This is a genomic window from Modestobacter marinus (genome assembly GCF_019799945.1).
GTDB lineage: Bacteria > Actinomycetota > Actinomycetes > Mycobacteriales > Geodermatophilaceae > Modestobacter > Modestobacter marinus_B.
Genome location: NZ_JABGCH010000021.1, coordinates 61,676 through 82,176, shown reverse-complemented (window position 1 = coordinate 82,176; position 20,501 = coordinate 61,676). Strand labels below are relative to the sequence as shown.

Genomic DNA, 20,501 nt, shown 5'->3' with positions numbered 1-20,501 from the left:
CGCCGACGATGATGTCATGTCCGCGGCCCTCACCACCCCGAGCCGGACGATCCCCGCCGACGTGCTGGCGGCCAGTGAGCTGCTGACCGCGCTGGCCTTCCCGCTCCGGCTGTCGATCGTGGCCCTGCTCGCCGAGCACGGCTCCCGCTGCGTGCACCAGCTCGTCGACGCGCTCGGCGTGCCGCAGCCGCTGGTCTCCCAGCACCTGCGGGTGCTGCGGTCGGCGGGGCTGGTCGCCGGCGTGCGACAGCACCGGCAGGTGGAGTACCGGCTGGTCGACGCGCACGTCGCGCACATCGTGCGGGACGCCATCGAGCACGCCGGTCACGGACGCGCGGACGACGCCTCCCGCGGCACGGCGATCGTCTGATGGCTCGGACCACCCGCCAGCGCGCCGCCGTCGCCGCCGTCTTCGACCAGCTCGAGGGCTTCCACAGCGCCCAGGAGGTGCACGCCCGGCTGCGCAGCGCCGGCGACGGCGTGGGGCTGTCCACCGTCTACCGCGCCGTCCAGGCGCTCGCCGACGACGGCGAGCTGGACTCGATCCGCACCGACTCCGGCGAGGCGCTGTACCGGCGCTGCAGTACCCAGCACCACCACCACCTCGTGTGCCGCTCGTGCGGGCGCACGGTGGAGGTCGCCGGGCCCGCCGTGGAGCAGTGGGCCGACCGGGTGGCCGGTGAGCACGGGTTCGCCGACGTCAGCCACACGATGGAGATCGTCGGCACCTGCGCCGGCTGCCGCGCGCGGGACTGAGCGGTAGAAGGACCCCCTGCCCCCCACCGCTCGCAAGCTCGCGGCGGGGCCCTGCAGGGGGCCTAAGCGCTGCCGAAGCGGCGCTGGCGGCTCGCGTACTCCTCGCAGGCCTGCCACAGGTGGCGGCGGTCGAAGTCGGGCCACAGCGTGTCGAGGAAGACGAACTCCGCGTAGGCCGACTGCCAGAGCAGGAAGTTGCTGGTCCGGTTCTCCCCGGAGCTGCGCACGAACAGGTCGACGTCGGGCATGTCCGGCTCGTCGAGGAACCGGGCGACGGTCGCCTCGTCGACCTTGTCCGGCTTGAGCCGCCCGGCGGCGACCTCCCGGGCGATCGCGGCCGCGGCGTCGGCGATCTCGGCCCGCCCGCCGTAGTTGACGCACATCGTGAGGGTGAGGACGTCGTTGTCCTTGGTGAGCTCCTCGGCGATCTCGAGCTCCTTGATGACGCTGCTCCACAGCCGCGGACGGCGACCGGCCCAGCGCACCCGCACCCCGAGCTCGTGCATCTCGTCCCGGCGACGGCGGATCACGTCCCGGTTGAAGCCCATCAGGAAGCGGACCTCCTCCGGGCTGCGCCGCCAGTTCTCGGTGGAGAAGGCGTACGCGCTGATCGCCGTGACGCCGAGCTCGATCGCGCCCTCGACGCAGTCGAACAGCGAGGACTCCCCCGCCTCGTGTCCGGCGGTGCGCGGCAGGCCGCGCTGCTTGGCCCAGCGGCCGTTGCCGTCCATGACGATCGCCACGTGCCCGGGCACCCGGTCCGCCGGCAGCTGCGGCGGACGGGCCCCGGACGGATGCGGGTTGGGCGCCTTCACCTCCCGCTGCACGACATCACCCGTTCGCTCCCGCGGCGCGCTCCGGTCCCCGCTCGTTCCTCGCTGCGATGCTCACGCGCCCGTCCGCTCATGAGCGGTCCACCAGCGGCAGCGAGCGCAGCCCACGCTCCAGGTGCCACTGCAGCATCGCCGCGACCAGGCCGCTGCCCTCCCGCCGGCTCATCGCCTGGCTGGCCTCGGCCCGGACCCAGTCGCCGCTCAACAACGCCTCCAGCAGGTCGATCGTCACCAGGTTCGGCATCGCCGAGCCGGCGGGACGGCAGGCCGGGCACACGGTGCCCCCGGCCGGGACGGAGAAGTGCCGGTGCGGGCCCTCCTCGCCGCAGCGGGCGCAGTCACCGAGCGCGGGCTCCCACCCGGCCACCGACATCGCCCGCAGCAGGAACGCGTCGAGCACCAGCCCCGGCGGGCGACTGGCGTCGGCCAGCGTGCGCAGCGCACCGATGACCAGGAGGAACATCCGCAGCTGCGGTTCCCTCTCCTCCGCCGTCAGCCGGTCGGCGGTCTCCAGCACGGCGGTGCCGGCGGTGTAGGCGCGGTAGTCGCGGACCACCGCGGGACCGTAGGCGTGGATCGACTCGGCCTGGCTGACGATGTCCAGGTTCCGGCCGGTGTACAGCTGCAGGTCGACGTGGCTGAACGGCTCCAGCCGCGCGCCGAACTTGCTCTTGGTGCGGCGCACCCCCTTGGCCACGGCGCGCACCTTGCCGGTGCGCCGGGTCAGCACCGTGACGATGCGGTCGGCCTCGCCCAGCTTCTGGGTGCGGAGGACGACGCCCTCGTCGCGGTACAGCGCCTGCGGTGTGGTGCTCACTGGCCCGTCGCCTCAGTAGCCGAGCCGGTTGAGCTTCTTCGGGTCGTCCTGCCACTCGCCGAGCACGGTGACGTGCAGGTCCAGGTGCACCCGGCCGCCGAGCAGCACCTCCAGCCCGACCCGGGCCTCGCTGCCGATGGCCTTGATCGTCGCGCCGCCCTTGCCCAGCAGCATCGGCTTCTGGCTGGGGCGCTCGACGTGCAGCAGCGCGTGGATCTCGGTGAAGACGGCGTCGCGGTCCCGTGGGTCGGGCTTGCGGTTGATCTCCTCCACCGTGACGGCGAGCGAGTGCGGCACCTCCTGGCGGACCTTCTCCAGCGCCGCCTCGCGCACCAGCTCGGCGATCTGCCGCTCGACGTCCTCGTCGGTGGTCTGCTCCTCCGGGTACATCGGCGGCCCCTCGGGCAGCAACCCGATCAGCAGGTCCTCCAGCAGCTCCACCTGCTCGCCGGCGACGGCACTGACCGGCACGATCTCGCGGGCCTCGACCAGCTTGCTGGCCGCCACGAGCTGCTCGGTGATCGCCTTCTTGCCGGCCACGTCGGTCTTGGTGACGACCACGACGATCGGCGTGGTCACCTCCTTGAGCTGCCGGGCGATGAACGCGTCACCGGACCCGACCGGCTGGTCAGCCGGGATGCAGAAGACGATCACGTCGACCTCGGACAGCGTGTCCCGGACCACGTCGTTCAGCCGCTGGCCCAGCAGGCTCTTCGGCTTATGCAGCCCCGGCGTGTCGACGAGCACCAGCTGGCCCTCCGGGCGGTGCACCACCCCGCGGATCGCGTGCCGCGTGGTCTGCGGCCGGTTGCTGACGATGCCGACCTTCTCCCCCACCAGGGCGTTCGTCAGCGTGGTCTTGCCGGCGTTGGGCCGGCCGACCAGGCAGGCGAAGCCGCTGCGGTAGGGCGGCTGATCGGTCTCGGTCACGCCGTCCAGTCTCCCACTGACCGCCGACACCCCGGCGGCGGCTGGGATCATGGTCGTCATGCCTCCCCGGTCCCGACGTGAGCACGGTGATCCCCTGGTGGTCCGGGCCGCCCGCGACCGGGAGCGGCACGTCAGCCAGGTGACCAGCTACGGCTACCTGGCCGGCCGCGGCCCGAAGCGGCACGTCACGGTCACCCCCGCCCCGCTGCGCTACTGGCAGTACCAGCTGGCGTCCCTGCGGGTGATCGCGCTGACCGTGCTCGCCGTCGTGGCGTGGCTGTCCTTCCTGGGCTGGCGGGAGGGGCGGGCGGCGGTGGTCGACGAGCTGCCGCTGGCCCTCGGCCTCGGGCTGCTGGTGCTCGCCGGCTCCACCGGCCGGCTCACCGTCTCCGACACCGGCCTGTCCACCGACATCGCGGGCCTGCGGCAGGTCTCGACGTTCGGCATCGTGCCGCTGGTGCTGGTGCGGCAGGTCGTCGCCGGCCCCGGGCCGGAAGGCTGGCCGAAGGCCAGGCGGCGGGGCGGCTGGTGGCCGGGCCGGCAGCGGGTCGGCGTGCGCCACCTGGGCATGGACGGCGAGACCGAGCAGGCGCTCACCGTCTGGGTGCGCGACCCCGATGCCTTCGCCGACGCCCTCGGCTGCCCCCTCCGTACTTGAGCCCGAAAAAGCCCCCGGGCTTGAGCCCGATAAAGCCCCCGGGGGTCAGGCGGTCGCGCGGACGGTGCCGTCGGGGCCGGCGAGCAGCACCGGCGCGGACGGCGTGAGGTCCCGGACGGCGGTGAGCCCGGCCTCCTCGACCGTCTCCGCGGCGCTGACCACCGCCGCCGCTTCAAGCCCCTCGACCCCGCTGGACACCGCCGCCGCCACCGCGGCCTGCAGCGCCGACAGCCGCAGCGACGGCAGGGCCACCGTCGCGGCGAGGTAGGTCCGGCCGTCGGTGTCCCGCACCGCGGCCCCCTCGGCGGCTCCCGTGCGCCCCCGCGCGGAGCGGGCCAGGGTGATCAGCTTGGCGTCCTCGGGGTCCAGCTCAGCGGCGCTCACGAGGCGTCAGGATTCCACGACGGCCGGCTCGGGCTCCCGGGTGGGCTGGTCGGCCGGCTCGTCGGCGGCGCGGTCCTCGTCGCCCCCACCGGGCTCGGGCACCCGGCTGACCAGGATGGTGTCGATCTGGTTGCGCCGCCCGCCGGTGCTCTCGGCGACCAGCCGCAGGCCGCCGACCTCCGCCGCCGAGCCCTCGATCGGCACCATGCCGATCTCCCGCGCGAGCAGGCCGCCGACGGTCTCGACGCCGTCGTCGTCGGGCAGCTCGACCTTGAACAGGTCGGCGAGGTCCTCGACCGGCAGCCGCGCGGTGATCCGCACCGAGCCGTCGGACAGCTCCTCGATAGGCGGGCGCTGCACCGCGTCGTGCTCGTCGGCGATCTCCCCGACGATCTCCTCGAGGATGTCCTCGATCGTCACCAGGCCGGCGAAACCGCCGTACTCGTCGACGACGACGGCCATGTGTGTCCGCGAGGCCTGCATCTCCCGCAGCAGCTCGTCGACCGGCTTGGACTCCGGGACGAACACCGCCGGGCGCATCAGCTCCTCCACCTTCGGCCCCGGCGCGCCGCCGACCGAGGCGCCCTGGGACCGGCGGACGAGGTCCTTCATGAAGACGATGCCGATGATGTCGTCGACGTTGTCCCCGACGACCGGGATGCGGCTGAAGCCGCTGCGCAGGCACAGCGCCAGGGCCTGCCGCAGGGTCTTGCCGCGCTCGATCCAGACGACGTCCGGCCGCGGCACCATGACCTCGCGGGCGATGGTGTCGCCGAGCTCGAAGACGCCGTGGATCATGTTCCGCTCGCCGGACTCCACGACGCCGCGCTCCTCGGCCATGTCGACCAGCTCGCGGAGCTCGACCTCGCTGCTGAACGGGCCGTCGCGGTAACCCCGCCCGGGGGTGATCGCGTTGCCGATGAGGATCAGCAGCGTGGCGATGGGGCCGAGCAGCCGGCCGAGCAGCCGGATCAGGCCGGCGGCGCCCATCGCGATGCCGTAGGCGTGCTGGCGGCCGAGGGTGCGCGGGCCGACGCCGACCAGCACGTAGCTGACCACGGTCATCACCGCGATCGCGGCGACGACGCCGGCGGCCAACCCGTCCAGGACGACGTAGAAGACCAGTGTGACCAGCACCGTGGCGGCGGTCTCGCAGACGATGCGCAGCAGCAGGAGCAGCGCGATGTGCCGGGAGCGCTCGGCCATCACCTCGGCGAGCGCGTCGGCGCGCTTGACCCCGTCGCGGCGCAGCTCGTCGACGCGTGCCTTGGACAGCCGCTGCAGCGCCGCGTCGAGCGCGCCGAAGAGGCCGGCCAGCGGGACCAGGCAGACGGCGATCACCAGCAGGACGATCGCGGTCGGGCTCATCGTGCCCTCGGATCCGGCTTCTCGACGGTGACCGGCTCGCCGGTCACGAGCTCGCGCGGGGTGGAGCGCCAGCCCTCGAGCAGCTTCTGCTGCAGGGCGAACATCTCCTTCTCCTCGTCGGGCTCCATGTGGTCGTAGCCGAGCAGGTGCAGCACGCCGTGGGTGGCGAGCAGGAGCAGCTCGTCGGCCATCGCGTGGCCGGCCGCCCGGGCCTGCCGGACGGCGACCGCGGGACACAGCACGACGTCACCGAGCAGCGCCGGCCCCGGGTCGGGGTCGTCGGGCCGGGCGGTGTCCAGCTCGTCCATGGGGAAGGCCAGCACGTCGGTGGGGCCCTTCTCGCCCATCCACCGCTCGTGCAGGCTCGCCATGTAGTCGACGTCGACGCACAGCACCGACAGCTCGGCCAGCGGGCTGACCTCCAGCGCGTCGAGCACGTAGCGGCAGATGCCGGCCAGCGCCTGCTCGTCGACGGCGATCTCGGACTCGTTGGCGACCTCGACGGGCACGCCGCTCAACTCCCCTGCTGCCGGGCGGCCGGCCGGCTGGGACGGCCCGGCCGGGCGGGGGTCTGCGGACCGGACTGGCGGGCGGTGTCCCACCGCTCGTAGGCGTCGACGATGTCCCCGACCAGCCGGTGGCGGACGACGTCGGTGCTGGTGAGCAGGGCGAAGTGCACGTCGTCGATGCCCTGCAGGATGTCGCGCACGATCCGCAGGCCGCTCGGCGCGCCGCCGGGCAGGTCGACCTGGGTGATGTCGCCGGTGACGACCATCTTCGAGCCGAACCCGAGCCGGGTGAGGAACATCTTCATCTGCTCGGCGGTGGTGTTCTGCGCCTCGTCGAGGATCACGAACGCGTCGTTGAGCGTCCGGCCGCGCATGTAGGCCAGCGGCGCGACCTCGATCGTGCCTGACTGCATCAGCCGCGGGATCGACTCCGGGTCGACCATGTCGTGCAGCGCGTCGTACAGCGGCCGCAGGTACGGGTCGATTTTCTCCGACAGCGTGCCGGGCAGGTAGCCCAGCCGCTCGCCGGCCTCGACCGCGGGGCGGGTGAGGATGATCCGGTTGACCTGCTTGGTCTGCAGGGCCTGCACGGCCTTGGCCATGGCCAGGTAGGTCTTGCCGGTGCCGGCCGGGCCGATCCCGAACACCACGGTGTTCTCGTCGATCGCGTCGACGTAGTGCTTCTGGTTCAGCGTCTTGGGCCGGATCGTGCGGCCGCGGCGGCTGATGATGTCCAGGCTGAGCACCTCGGCGGGGCGCTCGCTGCCGCCGGCCCGGAGCATGGCCATGACGCGGCGCACGGAGTCCGGCCGGAGCTGCTGGCCGGTCGCCAGCAGCGCGATCAGCTCGTCGAAGACACGGACGGCGAAGGCGTTGTCGGCCGGCTGCCCGGTGATGGCGATCTCGTTGCCCCGGACGTGGACGTCGGCGGCGAGCTCGCTCTCGAGCAGGCGCAGCAACTCGTCCCCGGAGCCCAGCAGGGCGACCATCGAGACGGTGTCGGGAACGGTGATCGCGGTGCGGACGGCGGCCGGTGTGACCGGCGCCTCGGCGGCGTCGCTGTCGGCTGCCGCCGCGCGGGCGGAGAGCTCACGCGCGCTGACGGTGCCGGTGGGGACGGCGTCCGGTGAGGTGTCGGGCAAGAACGCTCGACCCTGCCTTCCTGCTACGGGGCTGTGACCCGACCGAGTCTACCCGCGCACGGCACCTCCGAATCGGGCTCGACCCGACGGGGTGACCGGACGTCCGGGCTGCTCAGCCGGGCGGCCAGGTCATCCCGCGGCCGCCCAGCACGTGCAGGTGCACGTGGTGCACGCTCTGCCCGGCCTGCGGCCCGCTGTTGGTGACCAGCCGCCAGCCCGGCTCCGGGGAGTCCGCCGTCCCCAGGCCTTCCTGCTCGGCGACCGCCTGCGCGGCGCTGAGGAGCTCCACGGCGAGCTGGGGATCGGCGGCCGCGACGGCGCCGACGGTGACGTGGTGCTCCTTGGGGATCACCAGCACGTGGGTGGGCGCCTGGGGGTTGACGTCCCGGAACGCGAGGGTGCGGTCGGTCTCCCGGACGACGTCGGGCGCGATCTCGCCGGAGACCATGCGGCAGAACAGGCAGTCGCTCACCCGGCCGACCCTAGGCCAGCGGGCGGCCGCGGCGCCGACCACGATGGGCCCGCCCTTCCCGACGTCCCAGAAGATCCCCGTGCCCGTCCCCCAGCATCCCGCGAGGACGTGGTGAGCACGGCGCACCGCGGCGGTCGACCTGGTCAGCGCGCGCCCGCGCGGCGCTGCGCTGACCGTCAGAGGTCGGCTACCAGCGGGTGCGGACGCTGAGCGCGGCCAGCGCGGCCGCGCCGGCGGTGGAGGTCCGGAGCACCTCACCGCCGAGCCGCACCGAGCGGGCGCCGGCGGCGCGGAAGGCCACGACCTCCCCGTCGGTGAGCCCGCCCTCGGGCCCGACGATCACCGCGATCGTGCCGGTCGTGGGCACCTCGACCCGGGTGAACGGGTCGCGGGCCTGCTCGTGCAGGACCAGGGCCAGGTCGACGTCGGCGAGCATCCCGCACACCTGGCGGGTGCTCATCGGTTCGGTCACCTCGGGCACCCGGGGCCGCCGGGCCTGCTTGCTCGCGGCCCGCGCGGCGGCGCGCCACTTGGCGAGGCCCTTGTCGACGCGGTCCTCGCGCCAGCGGGTGACGCAGCGGGCCGCCGTCCACGGCACGACCCGGTCGACGCCGAGCTCGGTGGCGAGGTCGACGGCGAGCGGGCCGCGGTCGCCCTTGGGCAGCGCCTGCACGAGCACGAACTCCGGGTCTGGTGCGGGCACCCGGTGCCGGGCGAGCACGTGCACCTGCAGCTCGCCCGCCGCGGCAGCCGCGACTGTGCCCTCGAGCAGCAGCCCGCGGCCGTCGCCGACCCGGACCCGCTCGCCGACCGTCAGCCGCAGCACGTCGGCCGCGTGCCGCCCCTCCGCGCCGCCGACGGTGACCACGTCCCCGTCGGGCAGCTCGTCGAGCAGGAACAGCGGGGCGCCGTCCAGCTCGGGGGCGGAGGCTCCGCGCTCGGTCACTTGAACGCGTCGCGGACCCGGGAGAAGAGCCCGCCCTGCGGCGCGCCGCTGCCGACCGGGAGCTCCTCCCCCCGCAGGCTCGCCAGCTCGCTGAGCAGCTCCCGCTGGCGCTCGTCGAGCCGGGTGGGGGTCTGGACGTCGATGTGCACCAGCAGGTTGCCGCGGCCGGTCGCGCGCAGCCGGGGAGCGCCGTGCGCGCGGAGGGTGAGCACGCTGCCGGACTGGGTGCCGGGCTTGATGTCGAGGTCCTCGTTGCCGTCGAGCGTCTCGAGCTTGAGCGTGGTGCCCAGCGCGGCCGCGGTCATCGGCAGCATCACCCGGCAGTGCAGGTCCTCGCCGTCCCGGGTGAACACCGGGTGCGGCCGCTCGTGCACCTCGACGTACAGGTCGCCGGCCGGGCCACCGCCCGGGCCGACCTCGCCGTGGCCGGCCAGCCGGATCCGCATGCCGTCCTCGACGCCGGCCGGGATCTTCACCGGGATGGTGCGCCGGGAGCGCACCCGGCCCTCGCCGGCGCACTTCGGGCACGGGTCGGGGATGACCTGGCCGGTGCCCGCGCAGGTCGGGCAGGGCCGGCTGGCGATCACCTGACCGAGGAACGAGCGCTGCACGCTCTGCACCTCGCCGCGCCCGTTGCAGGTGGTGCAGGTCTTCGGGTGGGTGCCCCTCGCCGTCCCGGCCCCGGCGCAGGAGTCGCAGAGGACGGCGGTGTCGACGGTGATGTCCGTCGTCGTCCCGAAGACCGTCTCGGCGAGGTCCAGCTCGACCCGGATGAGCGCGTCGCCGCCCTCCCGGACGCGGCTGCGCGGCCCGCGGGCCGTCGCACCGCCGAAGAAGGCGTCCATGATGTCGCCGAGACCGCCGAAGCCGGCCCCGGCGCCGAACGGGCTGCTGCCCGCGCGGGCGCCGGTGTCGTAGGGGTCGCCGCCGAGGTCGACGATGCGGCGCTTGTCCGGGTCGGTCAGCGCCTCGTAGGCGCGGCTGACCTGCTGGAACCGCTCCTTGGCCCCGGGGTCGGGGTTGACGTCCGGGTGCAGGTCACGCGCCAGCCGGCGGTAGGCCTTCTTGATCTCGGAGTCGGTGGCACCCGGGGCCAGGCCCAGCACGCCGTAGTAGTCGGTCGCCATGCGGTCTTCGTCCTCAGCTCTCGGCCAGCAGATGGCCGACGTAGCGGGCCACGGCTCGTACCGCGGCCATGTTGCCTGCGTAGTCCATGCGCGTGGGCCCCACGACGCCCAGGCCGCCCAGCGCCTGGTCGCCGGAGCCGTACCCGACGGTCACCACCGACGCACTGGAGAGCGCCTCGTGCTCGTTCTCCCCGCCGATGTGCACCGTCACGTGGCTCGGCCCCACCTCCGCCATCAACCGCAGGACGACCACCTGTTCTTCCAGGGCCTCCAGCAGCGGGCGGACCGTCCCGGGGAAGTCGAGGGCGCCGGAGCGGGTGAGGTTCGCCGTCCCTCCGATGACCAGCCGGTCCTCGGAGGGCTCGACCAGGGTCTCCAGCAGCGTCGCGCTCACCGCGGCGACCAGGTGCCGCAGGTGCGGCGGCGCCTGCTCGACCAGGTCACCGGCCTCGACGCTGGCCTCGGCGAGCTTCTTGCCGGTGAACGCGGCGTTGAGCAGGGTGCGCAGCTCGGCGACCGTCTCCACCTCCACCTCGCCGGAGGTCTCGACGACCCGCTGCTCGACCCGGCCGGTGTCGGTGATCAGCACGACCAGCAGCCGGCTGGGCGTCAGCGGCACCAGCTCCAGGTGCCGGACGGCGCTGCGCGACAGCGTCGGGTACTGGACGACGGCGACCTGCCGGGTCAGCTGCGCGAGCAGCCGGACCGTGCGGCCCAGGACGTCGTGCAGGTCGACGGCGCCGTCGAGGAACTTCTCGATCGCCTTGCGCTCGGCCGCCGACAGCGGCTTGACCGTGGACAGGCGGTCGACGAAGAAGCGGTAGCCCTTGTCGGTGGGCACCCGGCCGGCGCTGGTGTGCGGCTGGGTGATGTACCCCTCCTCCTCCAGCACCGCCATGTCGTTGCGGATGGTCGCCGGTGAGACCCCCAGGTCGTACCGGGCCGCCAGCGTCTTGCTCCCCACCGGGTCGTTGGTGGAGACGTAGTCCTGGACGATCGCCCTCAGCACCCGCAGGCGCCGGTCGTCGTGTGCCACGGCTTACACCTCCCGTACCGGTCGACGTGCCGCACGCGGTCGGCCAGGACACCGTCCTGGCACTCGCGCGGACAGAGTGCCAGCATACGACCGGCGGTACCCGCCGTCTTCGGGCTCGCCCCGTCGGCGGCGGCGGGGGACCCACTAGGGTGGGGAACGGTCGGCGGACCCCGACGGCGGGGGTCCCGGGGGAACGGAGGGCCAGCCCTGATCTTCAAGGCGGTGCGGGACGGCAAGCCGTATCCCGACCACGGGTTCTCCACCCGCGACTGGGCGGTGATCCCGCCCCGGCAGATCCGGCTCGACACGCTGGTCACGACCAAGCGCGAGCTGGCCCTCGACATGTTGCTCGCCGACGACTCCACCTTCTACGGGGACCTGTTCCCCCACGCGGTGCAGTGGCAGGGCGAGATGTACCTGGAGGACGGCCTGCACCGCGCCCTGCGCGCGGCCCTGCAGCAGCGCAACGTCATCCACGTGCGGGTGCTCGACCTCGACGCCCTCCTCTCGGCGTCCGGGCGGGACGGCGCGCCGGGGGCGACCCCGCCCCCCGACGAGCTGGCCGACGTCGCGGCCCCCTGGGGCACCGGGCCCTGGAACGCCGCCCGCGGGGCGGCGCTGAACCTGGACGACCCTCGCTAGTAGCTAGAGCCAGCCCTTCTCCTCCGCCACCCGGGCGGCCTCCACCCGGGTGCGGGCGCCGGTCTTGCCGATCGCCGAGGACAGGTAGTTCCGCACCGTCCCCTCCGACAGGAACAGCCGCCCGGCGATGTCGGCGACCGTCGCGCCGTCCGCGGCGGCCCGCAGCACGTCGGCCTCCCGCGCCGACAACGGCGTCGCGCCCTGCGCCAGCGCCGCCGCGGCCAGGTCCCGGTCGATCACCCGCTCCCCCGCCATGACCGCGCGGATCGCCCGGGCCAGCTCGGCCACCGGGGAGTCCTTGACCAGGAAGCCCGCGGCGCCGACCTCCATGGCCCGCCGCAGGAAACCCGGCCGGCCGAAGGTGGTCAGCACGACGGCGCGCACCGAGGGCACGGCCTCGGCCAGGTCGCGGGCCGCCTCGATGCCGTCCTGGCCGGGCATCTCTATGTCCAGCAGCGCGACGTCGGGCCGGTGCTCGCGGGCGGCCGCGACGACGAGGTCCCGCGGCCCACCTCCGCGACGACCTCGATGTCGTCCTCGAGGTCCAGCAGCGCCCGCAGCGCCCCGCGCACCAGGGTCTGGTCCTCGGCCAGCAGCACCCTGATCACCGGGCCACCGCCACCGCCGGCTGCAGCGGCACCCGCGCCTGCAGCCGGTAGCCACCACGGTCCTGCGGGCCGGCGTGCAGCTCACCGCCCAGCGCGGTCAGCCGCTCCCGCAGCCCCGCCAGGCCGGACCCGGAGCCCAGCACGGTCACCCGCTGCCCGGTCCCGGGGCCGTCGTCGGTCACGGTGAGGACCGCCTGCACGCCGTCCTCGGTCAGCTCGACGGTGACGGACCCGGCGCCGCTGTGCCGCAGCACGTTGGTCGTGGCCTCCCGCACCACCCAGCCCAGCGCCGCGTCGACGGTGCCCGGCAGCGACGGCACCCGGTCGGGCAGCCGCACGGTGACCCCCGCCCCACCGAGCGCGGACCGCGCCTCGGCCAGCGCCTGCGCGCAGCTCACCTGGCGGTAGCCGCTGACCGCGTCGCGCACCTCGGCCAGTGCCCGGCGGGCGGCGTCCTCCACGTCGGCCATCTCCGCGGCGGCGCGGGCCGGGTCCCGCTCGACCAGCCGGCGGGCCAGCTCGCTCTTCAGGGCGATCAGCGACAGCGAGTGCCCGAGCAGGTCGTGCAGGTCGCGGGCGAACCGCAGCCGCTCCTCGGCGACAGCGTTGCTCGCCAGCTCCTCGCGCGCCTCCTGCAGCTCCCGGTTCACGGTGATCAGGTAGCGGGTGCCGCGCAGGGCGAAGGCGGTGAGCGGGCAGAGCACCGGGAGCACGAACATGCCCCACTCCCCGGCCGCCGCCAGCACCCCGGCGGCGACGGCGGTGGCGGCCAGCACGGTGGGCCACACCCAGCGGCCGGGCAGCACGCTGGCGGCGGCACCGGAGAGGTAGATCATCAGGCCGGTCCAGCTCGGGCCGAAGCCGACCGTCAGGGCCATCCCCAGGACGACGAGGCCGACGACGTCCCAGGGCGGCGTCGTGCGGACCGTGAAGTCGGACATCACCCGCAGGTAGACGGCGGTGAAGACCACCAGCCCGGCCGCGCCCAGCAGCCGCAGCCACACCGGCCGGTCGACCTCCACCAGGTCGAGCACCGGGAAGGCCTGGAACAGCAGCCACGGCAGGGCCGCGAGCATGCTCTGCCGCAGGTGCCCCGAGGTGTCCACGTCCGCGACGCTATCGCTCGGTGACATCGATCCGGATCAGCCGGCCACCGCGTGCAGCGGGCGCCGCCGGCCGACCGCGAGCGCCAGGACGGCGAAGGCGAGCCCGTACCCGGCCACGGCGACCAGCGAGGTCGCCGCGGGTGCGCCGCCGGCGACGAGGTCCCGGCCCAGCTGCGCGTACTGGTAGCTGGGCATGGCCCGGGCGACGGCCGCGAGCCCGTCGGGGAAGACCGCGACGGGCACCCACAGGCCGCCGAGCGCGGCCAGCACCGTGCTGAGGATGCCGATGGCCCCGCCGGCGGCCTGCTCGTCGAGCGCCAGCCCCAGCGCCAGGCCGAGCGCCACGAACGCCGCCGCCCCGATCCACAGCACACCGACCAGCGCGATCCAGGTGCCCAACCCCAGCTGCACGTCGTTGACGAACCGGCCGACCAGGGCGACGACCACCAGGCTGGGCAGCACGAGCAGCGCGCCCACCAGCACGTCGACGGCGAGCACCGCCCCGGGCGGGAAGGGGGTGACCCGCAGCTGCCGCAGCCAGCCGGACCGCCGGTCGAAGGCCAACCGGATCGTCGCGCCGAGCGCGGCACCCAGCGCCCCGTACGCCATCATCGAGACCAGGTAGCCGCGGGCCCACTCCTGGTACTGGGCCGAGCTCCCGGCCTGCGCGCCGAAGACCCTCGTGAAGAAGATCGTGAACAGCGCTGGCAGCAGCACGGTGAAGAACAGGTACTGCTTGTTGCGCCCCACGCGGCGCAGCTGGAAGAGCAGCAGGTCGGTCACCGCAGGGCTCCGGCCCCGGGGCGGGTGTCCAGCAGCTGCAGGAAGGCCTGCTCGAGGGTGGCGCCGCGGACCTCGAGGTCCGGCAGCAGGTCGCGGGTGGCGAGCAAGGCGCGGAGGGTGGCCTCGGCGTCGGCGGTGGCCAGCTCGACCAGGTCGCCGAGGGCGGTCACCCCGGTGACGCCGGGCAGCGCGGCCAGCCCGGCGCGGAGGCCGGGGCAGGTGAACCGGATGGTGCGCCCGCCGATGCGCCGTTTGATCTCCGCCGCGGAGCCGTCCGCGACGATCCGCCCGCCGGCGACGACGACCACCCGGTCGGCGACGGCGTCGGCCTCGTCGAGGTGGTGGGTGGCGAAGACGACGGTGTGCCCGCGGTCGGCCAGGCCGCGCATCGTCGCCCAGAAGGCGTGCCGCCCCTCGACGTCCATCGCGGAGGTCGGCTCGTCGAGCAGGAGCAGCGGCGGCGCCCCGGCGAGGGCCACGGCGAGCAGCACCGCTGGCGCTGGCCGCCGGAGAGCGCGTCGACCCGCCGGTCGAGCAGCCCGTCGATGCCGGTGGTGGACGCGAGGTCCGCCAGCGGCCATTGCACCGCGTACCGGCGGCCGACCAGCCGCAACACCTCCCCCACCCGCGTCTCGCTGGGCAGCCCGCCGTGCTGCAGCATCGCGCCGACCCCGCCGTACCGGATGGCCGCGGCGGGTTCCCGGCCGAGGACCTCGACCCGGCCGGCGGCCGGGCGGAACAGGCCGAGCGCGGCGTTGACCGTCGAGGACTTTCCGGCGCCGTTGGGGCCGAGCAGGGCGACGGTCTGGCCACGGGGGATGTGCAGGTCGATCCCGTCGACGGCCACGGCGGAGCCGTACCGGACGGTCAGGCCCTCGATGTCGAGGGCGGGGGCGTCGGGCATGTGATCACCCTGGCCGCCGGGTGATCATCGGCGGCAGTGCGGCACGTCGTCAGCCTGGCCTGACGGATGTCATCTCCGTCAGTCGGTCAGGTCGCGGACGACCGCGTCGGCGAGCAGCCGGCCCCGATCGGTGAGGACGGCGAGCCCGGCGGCGTGCGGCCCCGGCTCCAGCAGCCCGCGGACGACGGACTCCGCGGCCCGCAGGCGGCCGGCCTCGCTCAGCGCCTCCAGCCGGAGCCCGTCCCGCAGCCGGAGGCCCAGCATGACCCGCTCGAGCGCCTGGTCGGCGACGGTCAGCTGCTCGGTGTCGGACGCCGGGTGCAGCCCCGCGGCCAGCCGGTCGGCGTAGGCGGCGGGGTGCTTGACGTTCCACCAGCGCACGCCGCCGACGTGCGAGTGCGCGCCCGGGCCGATCCCCCACCAGTTGGCGTTGGCCCAGTACAGCTCGTTGTGGCGGCACCGGGCGGCGCGGTCGCGGGCCCAGTTGGAGACTTCGTACCAGCCCAGCCCGGCGGCGCGCAGCGCCCGGTCGGCCTGCTCGTAGCGGTCGGCCAGGACGTCGTCGTCGGGCATCGGCAGCTCGCCGCGGGCGACCCGGCGAGCCATCCGGGTGCCGTGCTCCACGATGAGTGCGTAGGCGCTGACGTGGTCCACGGGCGCGGCGAGGACGGCGTCGAGCGAGCGGGCCCAGTCGGCCTCGGTCTCCCCGGGCGCGCCGTAGATCAGGTCGAGGTTGAGGTGCTCGAACCCGGCGGCGCGGGCTTCGAGCGCGGCCTGCACCGCCCGGCCGGGGGTGTGCCGGCGGTCGAGGACGGCGAGCACGTGCTCCGCAGCGGACTGCATGCCCAGGCTGATCCGGGTGAAGCCGCCCGCCCGCAGCGTGTCCAGCGACTGCGGCGTGACCGACTCGGGGTTGGCCTCGGTGGTCACCTCGACGTCGTCGGCCACGGGGAACAGCTCGCGGACGGCGTCCATCACCGCGACGAGGTCGCTCGCCGGGAGCAGGGTCGGGGTGCCGCCGCCGACGAACACCGTCTGCACCGTCGGCAGGGCGGGCCCGAGCACCTCGGCGGCCAGCCGCAGCTCCGCCACCGCGGTGCCTGCGTACTCGCTGCGGTTGGCACCGGGACCCAGCTCGTCGGAGGTGTAGGTGTTGAAGTCGCAGTAGCCGCACCGGGTGGCGCAGAAGGGCACGTGCACGTACAGCCCGAACGGCGTCGTCGTCAGGCCGGCACGGGCGGTTGCGGGGAGCATCGACCGGTCGGCCGGGAGCAACGGGTCGCCGGCCCGGGCGCCGCCGATCAGGGGCAGGGTGGTGGTCATCTGCCCTCCAGTGTGCTCCCTGGGCGGCCGGCGGCAGGATGCCCAGGTGTGACGTCCACTGCGAACGAGGACCGCGTGCTGCGCGTCGAGGCCGCACGAGGCATCGCCCGGTTGACCCTCGACTCCCCCACCAACCGCAACGCGCTGTCCCGGGCCATGCGCAGCCAGTTGCGCGCGGCACTCACCGACGCGCTGGCCGACGACGCCGTCCGGGTCGTCGTGCTCGACCACACCGGGCGGGTCTTCTGCTCCGGGATGGACCTCGCCGAGGCCACCGGCGGGTCGGCCGCCGAGCAGGGGGTCAACGAGTTCCCGGAGCTGCTGCAGCTGGTGTGGTCCGCACCCAAGCCGGTGCTCGCGGTCGTCCGGGGGCCGGCCCGGGCGGGCGGCGTGGGGCTGGCCGCCGCCTGCGACGTGGTGGTGGCCGGCGACTCGGCCACCTTCGCGTTCACCGAGGTGCGGATCGGCGTCGTCCCCGCCGTCATCTCCGCGGTGTGCCGGCCGCGGATGCTGCCGCACGCGGCCCACCGGCTGATGCTCACCGGCGAGGTGTTCGACGCCGCGACGGCGGCGGCCGGCGGGCTGGTCGACCTGGCCGTGCCGGACGACGAGGTGGACGCCACCGTGCAGGCCCAGGTGCGGGCACTGGCCGCGGGCGCGCCGGCAGCGCTGGCCGAGACCAAGCGGCTGCTGCGCGCGGGCACCGACCTGGCCGGGCAGTTCCCGTCGCTGCTGGAGGTCTCGGCCCGGTTCTTCGCCTCGGCGGAGGGCCAGGAGGGGATCGCCGCCTTCCGCGAGAAACGCCCGGCCCGCTGGGTCCCCGCCGAGTGAGGACGTTCCGGCATTCCTGTGCTCTGCATGCCGTGCGCATGCAGAGCACAGGGATGCTCGCGGACGCTTGCCGACGCCCGGCGGCGGACCGATGATCACGCCATGACGACGCCACCGGACGACCCGCGGGCCCGGTTCCGCGAGCTGCCCGAGCCGGTCCGGCCGGACGAGCTGGTCGAGACCTCCGCCGCCGGCCGCCCGGTCGTCGTCGAGACGCAGCTGGAGACCGACTGGCGGCTGGCCCTGCTGGGCCCCGGTACCCCCTGACCGTCAGCGCAGCCGGCGGGTGTTGTCGGGCAGGCGCACGGTCACCCCGCGGGCGTCGAGCCACTCGGCCAGCGGAACGGCGACCCGCCGGCTGGTGTCCCAGGCCTGCCGCGCCTGGCTGACCGTGAACGGCTGCGGCAGCCCGGCCAGCCGCCGGCGCGCCTCCTCGGCCACCCCGGGCGCCAGGTAGACGCCGTCGGCGATCCGCACCAGCTGCTCCTCGCGCACCGCCGCCGCGAGCTCCCGCGGGCCGAGCCCGGCCGCCGCGAGGTCACCGGCCTCCGGAGCCGCGAACGGCGCGTCGGCCAGCCGTGATCGGATGCCGTCGACCGCCCGCTGCACCGCGGGCGGCAGCCCGGCCGCGCCGGCCACGACCCGGCCGTCGCGCAGCGCGAGCGGCGGCCGGACGACGACCGCGAGCAGCTCGGGATCGGGCAGGTCCAGCTCGCGCCGCACCACCTCCGACGGCGGCCCGGGCTCCAACGGGTGCGCCGCCCGGTGCGCGGCCACGACGCCGGGCACCCGACGCGCCGCCTCGGTCAGCACCCCCGGCGCGACCAGCCAGCGGCCGACGGCGGGCACGTCCGCCGGCACCGGCCAGCCCATCGCCACCCAGTCGGCGCGGCGGACGAACCGGCGGCGCACCAGCTCGGCCCGGGCACCGGCCTCCCCCGGCGGCTGCTCGACCAGTTCCGCGCCTCGGGTGCGGGCGGCGCCGCGGCGGCGCAGTTCGGGCGGGTCGACGTCCCGCACGTCCGCGCCGTACACCCGCCGCGCGCCCGGGTCACGCAGCAGCAGCCGGTCTCCCACCCGCAGCGGCAGCGGCGCGGCCAGCCGCAGGCGCAGCGCCGCCCCGTCCAGCGGGCGCACCCGGGCGGCGACCGTCGCCGAGCCGACGTGCACGACCAGCTCGGCGGGCAACCGGTCGTCGGTCTCCGCGGCGAGGATGACGTCGACGTCGGTGGCCTGCCGGAAGGCGTCCGGGGTGAGCAGCGCGTCGCCGCGGGAGATCTCCTCCACGGCCGTGCCACGCAGGTTCAGCGCCACCCGCGCCGTCGCGGAGGCGGCGTCCACGGGCGCGCCCAGTGACTGCAGCCCGCGCACGGTCACCTCGCGGCCGCCCAGGGCGAACCGGTCGCCGGGGCGCACCGTGCCGGCGGCGAGGGTCCCGGTGACGACGGTGCCGGCGCCGCGGATGGTGAAGGCCCGGTCCACCCAGAGCCGCACGGCAGCCGTCGGGTCGGGGGCGGGCAACCCGGCGAGCACCCCCTCCAGCGCGGCCGCCAGCTCGGCCATCCCCTCGCCCGTGCGGGCGCTCACCGCCACGGCGGGGAGCCGGCCCAGCGAGGTGCCGGCCAGCCGCTCGGTCGCGTCCGCGAGCACCGGCGCGGGATCGGCCAGGTCGGCCTTGGTCACCGCGAGCAGACCGTGTCGCACGCCGAGGGCGTCCAGGACGGCGACGTGCTCGGCGGTCTGCGCCGACCAACCGTCGTCGGCGGCCACCACGACCAGCGCCGCGGGCACCGAGCCGACCCCGGCGAGCATGTTGCCGACGAACCGCTCGTGCCCGGGCACGTCGACGACGGCCAGGCGGCGGCCCCAGGGCAGCGTCGTCCAGGCGAAGCCGAGGTCGATGGTCAGCCCGCGCCGGCGCTCCTCCTCCCAGCGGTCCGGCTCCATCCCGGTCAGTGCCTTGACCAGCGTGGACTTGCCGTGGTCGACGTGCCCGGCGGTGGCGATCACGTCCACCGGCGGGCCACCTCCAGCACCGCGTCGATCAGCCGCACGTCGTCCGCGGGCGGCAGGCTGCGCAGGTCCAGCAACGTCCGGTCGTCGGCCACGTACCCGACCACGGGCACGGGGCCCCGCCGGAGCGGATCGGCGAAGGCCGCGGGGAGCGCCACGGCCACGCTCGGCAGCTCGAGGTCCGGCGCTCCCCCGCCACCGACCCGCGCCGTGGCGTCGACGACCAGGGCGTCCAACCCGGCGGCGAGCAACGTCCTGGCGACCAGCTGGGCCCGGGTCCGCAGCTCGGCCAGGTCGGCCTCGAGCATCGCCCGCACCGGCGGCACCGGGCCGCGGAGCGTGGCCTCCAGCCCCGCCAGCGTGGTCTTGTCCACCCGCAGCGCGCGGTACAGCGGATGGCGGCGCAGCCGCTGGACGAGGTCGGCGCGGCCCAGCACGATCCCCGCCTGGGGGCCGCCCAGCAGCTTGTCGCCGCTGGCGAGCACAAGGTCCGCGCCAGCGGTCAGCGTGCTCTGCAGATCCGGCTCGTCGGCCAGCAGCGGGTGCGGCGCGAGGAGTCCGCTGCCCACGTCGGCGACCAGCGGCACCCCGGTCCCGGTCAGCGCGGCCGCGAGCTCTGCGACCTCGACCGCCCGTGCGAAGCCGCGGACGACGAAGTTCGACGGGTGCACCTTGAGCACGGCGCCGGTGCCCGGGCCGAGGGCGTCGGTGTAGTCCACGAGGGCGACCCGGTTCGTCGTCCCCACCTCGCGCAGCCGCGCCCCCGTGGCGACCAGCAGGTCGGGGATCCGGAAGCCGTCCCCGATCTCCACCAGCTCACCGCGGGCGAGGACCAGCTCCCGGCCCTGCCCGAGCGCGGTGGCCACCAGGGCCAGCGCGGCGGCGCAGTTGTTCACCACCAGGGCGGCCTCGGCCGCGGGCACGGCGGCCAGCAGCGCGGCCAGCGCCCCCTCGCCGCGGGTCCCGCGCCGCCCGGTGTCGAGGTCCAGCTCCACGTCGGTGGTGCCGCTGGCGGCGACGACGGCATCGACCGCGGCCGGCGACAGCGGCGCCCGCCCGAGGTTGGTGTGCACGAGGACGCCGGTCGCGTTGAGCACCGGCCGCAGGCTGCCGGCGGTGGCGGGCAGGCCGGCGAGCACCGCGGGGACGACGGCCTCCGGGGTGAGGTCGCCGTCCCGAACCTGCTGCTGCGCGGCCTGCACGAGGGCCTTCACCAGGTCCCGGCCCAGCCGCTCGACGGCGGCGGCCACCTGCGGCTCGGCCAGCACGGCGTCGGTCCGCGGGACCAGGCGGCGGGGGTCTCCGATCATGAC

General features: G+C 75.1%; 25 protein-coding genes and 1 pseudogene. 6 read left to right on the top strand and 20 right to left on the bottom strand.

Going from position 1 to position 20,501, the window contains the following annotated elements; all coding sequences use genetic code 11:
- Positions 1 to 16 precede the first annotated feature (16 nt).
- Positions 17 to 370 (top strand): ArsR/SmtB family transcription factor, encoded by a 354-nt coding sequence (locus tag HK417_RS17095; protein WP_222268625.1) that lies wholly within the window; start codon positions 17 to 19, stop codon positions 368 to 370.
- Entirely contained in the window at positions 370 to 756 is a 387-nt protein-coding gene (locus tag HK417_RS17090; RefSeq protein WP_222268623.1) for a Fur family transcriptional regulator, read from the top strand. The genes HK417_RS17095 and HK417_RS17090 overlap by 1 nt, the downstream gene beginning before the upstream one ends.
- Before the next feature lie 62 nt (positions 757 to 818).
- On the opposite strand, the gene HK417_RS17085 is transcribed toward HK417_RS17090, so the two are convergent.
- The 3 genes from HK417_RS17085 to era all read right to left on the bottom strand — a co-directional run bounded on the left by HK417_RS17085 (position 819) and on the right by era (position 3,396).
- Positions 819 to 1,583 carry an isoprenyl transferase gene (locus tag HK417_RS17085; protein ID WP_222268621.1) on the bottom strand — a complete coding sequence of 255 codons (765 nt, stop codon included), beginning with the start codon at positions 1,581 to 1,583 and terminating at the stop codon, positions 819 to 821.
- Between the two features lie 76 nt (positions 1,584 to 1,659).
- The gene (gene recO, locus HK417_RS17080; protein ID WP_222268619.1) at positions 1,660 to 2,406 is read right to left on the bottom strand and encodes a DNA repair protein RecO; all 747 of its coding nucleotides are present in this window, start codon (positions 2,404 to 2,406) and stop codon (positions 1,660 to 1,662) included.
- 12 nt (positions 2,407 to 2,418) lie between these two features.
- Positions 2,419 to 3,396, bottom strand: a complete 978-nt coding sequence (gene era, locus HK417_RS17075; protein WP_261327067.1) for a GTPase Era — start codon at positions 3,394 to 3,396, stop codon at positions 2,419 to 2,421.
- On the opposite strand from era, the gene HK417_RS17070 reads away from it, so the two are divergent.
- A complete protein-coding gene (locus tag HK417_RS17070; protein WP_222268617.1) occupies positions 3,395 to 3,994 on the top strand; it encodes a hypothetical protein in 600 nt (199 codons plus the stop codon). The genes era and HK417_RS17070 overlap by 2 nt on opposite strands.
- A gap of 45 nt (positions 3,995 to 4,039) precedes the next feature.
- On the opposite strand, the gene HK417_RS17065 is transcribed toward HK417_RS17070, so the two are convergent.
- The 8 genes from HK417_RS17065 to hrcA form a co-directional block, all read right to left on the bottom strand.
- Positions 4,040 to 4,378 (bottom strand): cytidine deaminase, encoded by a 339-nt coding sequence (locus tag HK417_RS17065; protein ID WP_222268615.1) that lies wholly within the window; start codon positions 4,376 to 4,378, stop codon positions 4,040 to 4,042.
- A gap of 6 nt (positions 4,379 to 4,384) precedes the next feature.
- On the bottom strand, positions 4,385 to 5,746 hold the full coding sequence (locus HK417_RS17060) for a hemolysin family protein (RefSeq protein ID WP_222268613.1): 1,362 nt from the start codon (positions 5,744 to 5,746) through the stop codon (positions 4,385 to 4,387).
- On the bottom strand, positions 5,743 to 6,255 hold the full coding sequence (ybeY, locus tag HK417_RS17055) for an rRNA maturation RNase YbeY (protein WP_222268611.1): 513 nt from the start codon (positions 6,253 to 6,255) through the stop codon (positions 5,743 to 5,745). The genes HK417_RS17060 and ybeY overlap by 4 nt, the downstream gene beginning before the upstream one ends.
- A gap of 5 nt (positions 6,256 to 6,260) precedes the next feature.
- Entirely contained in the window at positions 6,261 to 7,397 is a 1,137-nt protein-coding gene (locus tag HK417_RS17050; protein ID WP_439957931.1) for a PhoH family protein, read from the bottom strand.
- A 112-nt stretch (positions 7,398 to 7,509) separates the two neighbouring features.
- Positions 7,510 to 7,995, bottom strand: a complete 486-nt coding sequence (locus tag HK417_RS17045; protein WP_308123660.1) for a histidine triad nucleotide-binding protein — start codon at positions 7,993 to 7,995, stop codon at positions 7,510 to 7,512.
- Between the two features lie 61 nt (positions 7,996 to 8,056).
- Entirely contained in the window at positions 8,057 to 8,815 is a 759-nt protein-coding gene (locus tag HK417_RS17040; RefSeq protein ID WP_222268609.1) for a 16S rRNA (uracil(1498)-N(3))-methyltransferase, read from the bottom strand.
- Positions 8,812 to 9,942: a molecular chaperone DnaJ gene (gene dnaJ / locus HK417_RS17035; RefSeq protein ID WP_222268607.1), complete on the bottom strand. Its 1,131-nt coding sequence runs from the start codon at positions 9,940 to 9,942 to the stop codon at positions 8,812 to 8,814. The genes HK417_RS17040 and dnaJ overlap by 4 nt, the downstream gene beginning before the upstream one ends.
- Positions 9,943 to 9,955: 13 nt before the next feature.
- The gene (gene hrcA / locus HK417_RS17030) at positions 9,956 to 10,978 is read right to left on the bottom strand and encodes a heat-inducible transcriptional repressor HrcA (protein ID WP_222268606.1); all 1,023 of its coding nucleotides are present in this window, start codon (positions 10,976 to 10,978) and stop codon (positions 9,956 to 9,958) included.
- On the opposite strand from hrcA, the gene HK417_RS27305 reads away from it, so the two are divergent.
- Positions 10,970 to 11,620 carry a type II toxin-antitoxin system VapB family antitoxin gene (locus HK417_RS27305; RefSeq protein ID WP_439957930.1) on the top strand — a complete coding sequence of 217 codons (651 nt, stop codon included), beginning with the start codon at positions 10,970 to 10,972 and terminating at the stop codon, positions 11,618 to 11,620. The two genes, hrcA and HK417_RS27305, sit on opposite strands and share 9 nt — an antisense overlap.
- 3 nt (positions 11,621 to 11,623) lie before the next feature.
- Here HK417_RS27305 and HK417_RS17020 read toward each other — a convergent pair whose 3' ends face one another.
- The 7 genes and pseudogenes from HK417_RS17020 to hemW form a co-directional block, all read right to left on the bottom strand.
- Complete coding sequence (locus HK417_RS17020; RefSeq protein ID WP_261327065.1) at positions 11,624 to 12,061, bottom strand: response regulator transcription factor; 438 nt, start codon at positions 12,059 to 12,061, stop codon at positions 11,624 to 11,626.
- A gap of 2 nt (positions 12,062 to 12,063) precedes the next feature.
- Entirely contained in the window at positions 12,064 to 12,228 is a 165-nt protein-coding gene (locus HK417_RS27300; RefSeq protein WP_261327063.1) for a hypothetical protein, read from the bottom strand.
- On the bottom strand, positions 12,225 to 13,334 hold the full coding sequence (locus tag HK417_RS17015) for a sensor histidine kinase (RefSeq protein ID WP_308123659.1): 1,110 nt from the start codon (positions 13,332 to 13,334) through the stop codon (positions 12,225 to 12,227). The genes HK417_RS27300 and HK417_RS17015 overlap by 4 nt, the downstream gene beginning before the upstream one ends.
- 36 nt (positions 13,335 to 13,370) lie before the next feature.
- Positions 13,371 to 14,117 carry an ABC transporter permease gene (locus tag HK417_RS17010; protein WP_222268604.1) on the bottom strand — a complete coding sequence of 249 codons (747 nt, stop codon included), beginning with the start codon at positions 14,115 to 14,117 and terminating at the stop codon, positions 13,371 to 13,373.
- The gene (locus HK417_RS25600; protein ID WP_261327110.1) at positions 14,114 to 14,608 is read right to left on the bottom strand and encodes a hypothetical protein; all 495 of its coding nucleotides are present in this window, start codon (positions 14,606 to 14,608) and stop codon (positions 14,114 to 14,116) included. Before HK417_RS25600 ends, HK417_RS17010 begins: the two co-directional genes overlap by 4 nt.
- A 53-nt stretch (positions 14,609 to 14,661) precedes the next feature.
- Positions 14,662 to 15,021: pseudogene (locus tag HK417_RS25595) on the bottom strand (ATP-binding cassette domain-containing protein); the annotation flags it as partial.
- A 78-nt stretch (positions 15,022 to 15,099) separates the two neighbouring features.
- Positions 15,100 to 16,344 (bottom strand): radical SAM family heme chaperone HemW, encoded by a 1,245-nt coding sequence (gene hemW, locus HK417_RS17000; RefSeq protein WP_222268602.1) that lies wholly within the window; start codon positions 16,342 to 16,344, stop codon positions 15,100 to 15,102.
- 48 nt (positions 16,345 to 16,392) lie between these two features.
- Here hemW and HK417_RS16995 point away from each other — a divergent pair, with 48 nt between their 5' ends.
- Positions 16,393 to 17,175 carry an enoyl-CoA hydratase-related protein gene (locus tag HK417_RS16995; protein WP_222268600.1) on the top strand — a complete coding sequence of 261 codons (783 nt, stop codon included), beginning with the start codon at positions 16,393 to 16,395 and terminating at the stop codon, positions 17,173 to 17,175.
- Positions 17,176 to 17,277: 102 nt separating this feature from the next.
- Positions 17,278 to 17,442 (top strand): hypothetical protein, encoded by a 165-nt coding sequence (locus HK417_RS16990; protein ID WP_222268598.1) that lies wholly within the window; start codon positions 17,278 to 17,280, stop codon positions 17,440 to 17,442.
- A 3-nt stretch (positions 17,443 to 17,445) separates the two neighbouring features.
- Here the strand turns inward: HK417_RS16990 and selB are convergent, their stop codons facing one another.
- Both selB and selA read right to left on the bottom strand, forming a co-directional pair.
- Positions 17,446 to 19,191, bottom strand: coding sequence for a selenocysteine-specific translation elongation factor (gene selB, locus HK417_RS26545; protein ID WP_222268596.1), 1,746 nt, complete (start codon positions 19,189 to 19,191; stop codon positions 17,446 to 17,448).
- A complete protein-coding gene (gene selA / locus HK417_RS16980) occupies positions 19,182 to 20,498 on the bottom strand; it encodes an L-seryl-tRNA(Sec) selenium transferase (RefSeq protein ID WP_222268594.1) in 1,317 nt (438 codons plus the stop codon). Before selA ends, selB begins: the two co-directional genes overlap by 10 nt.
- Positions 20,499 to 20,501 lie beyond the last annotated feature (3 nt).

What these genes read in the sequence shown, in the direction of transcription:
- dnaJ (WP_222268607.1), bottom strand. Translation starts at nt 9,942, where the DNA reads ATGGCGACCGACTACTACGGCGTGCTGGGCCTGGCCCCGGGTGCCACC.
- HK417_RS17060 (WP_222268613.1), bottom strand. Translation starts at nt 5,746, where the DNA reads ATGAGCCCGACCGCGATCGTCCTGCTGGTGATCGCCGTCTGCCTGGTC.
- era (WP_261327067.1), bottom strand. Translation starts at nt 3,396, where the DNA reads ATGACGACCATGATCCCAGCCGCCGCCGGGGTGTCGGCGGTCAGTGGG.
- selA (WP_222268594.1), bottom strand. Translation starts at nt 20,498, where the DNA reads ATGATCGGAGACCCCCGCCGCCTGGTCCCGCGGACCGACGCCGTGCTG.
- HK417_RS16990 (WP_222268598.1), top strand. Translation starts at nt 17,278, where the DNA reads ATGACGACGCCACCGGACGACCCGCGGGCCCGGTTCCGCGAGCTGCCC.
- HK417_RS17095 (WP_222268625.1), top strand. Translation starts at nt 17, where the DNA reads ATGTCCGCGGCCCTCACCACCCCGAGCCGGACGATCCCCGCCGACGTG.
- HK417_RS17090 (WP_222268623.1), top strand. Translation starts at nt 370, where the DNA reads ATGGCTCGGACCACCCGCCAGCGCGCCGCCGTCGCCGCCGTCTTCGAC.
- HK417_RS17070 (WP_222268617.1), top strand. Translation starts at nt 3,395, where the DNA reads ATGCCTCCCCGGTCCCGACGTGAGCACGGTGATCCCCTGGTGGTCCGG.
- HK417_RS17020 (WP_261327065.1), bottom strand. Translation starts at nt 12,061, where the DNA reads ATGCCCGGCCAGGACGGCATCGAGGCGGCCCGCGACCTGGCCGAGGCC.
- hemW (WP_222268602.1), bottom strand. Translation starts at nt 16,344, where the DNA reads ATGACCACCACCCTGCCCCTGATCGGCGGCGCCCGGGCCGGCGACCCG.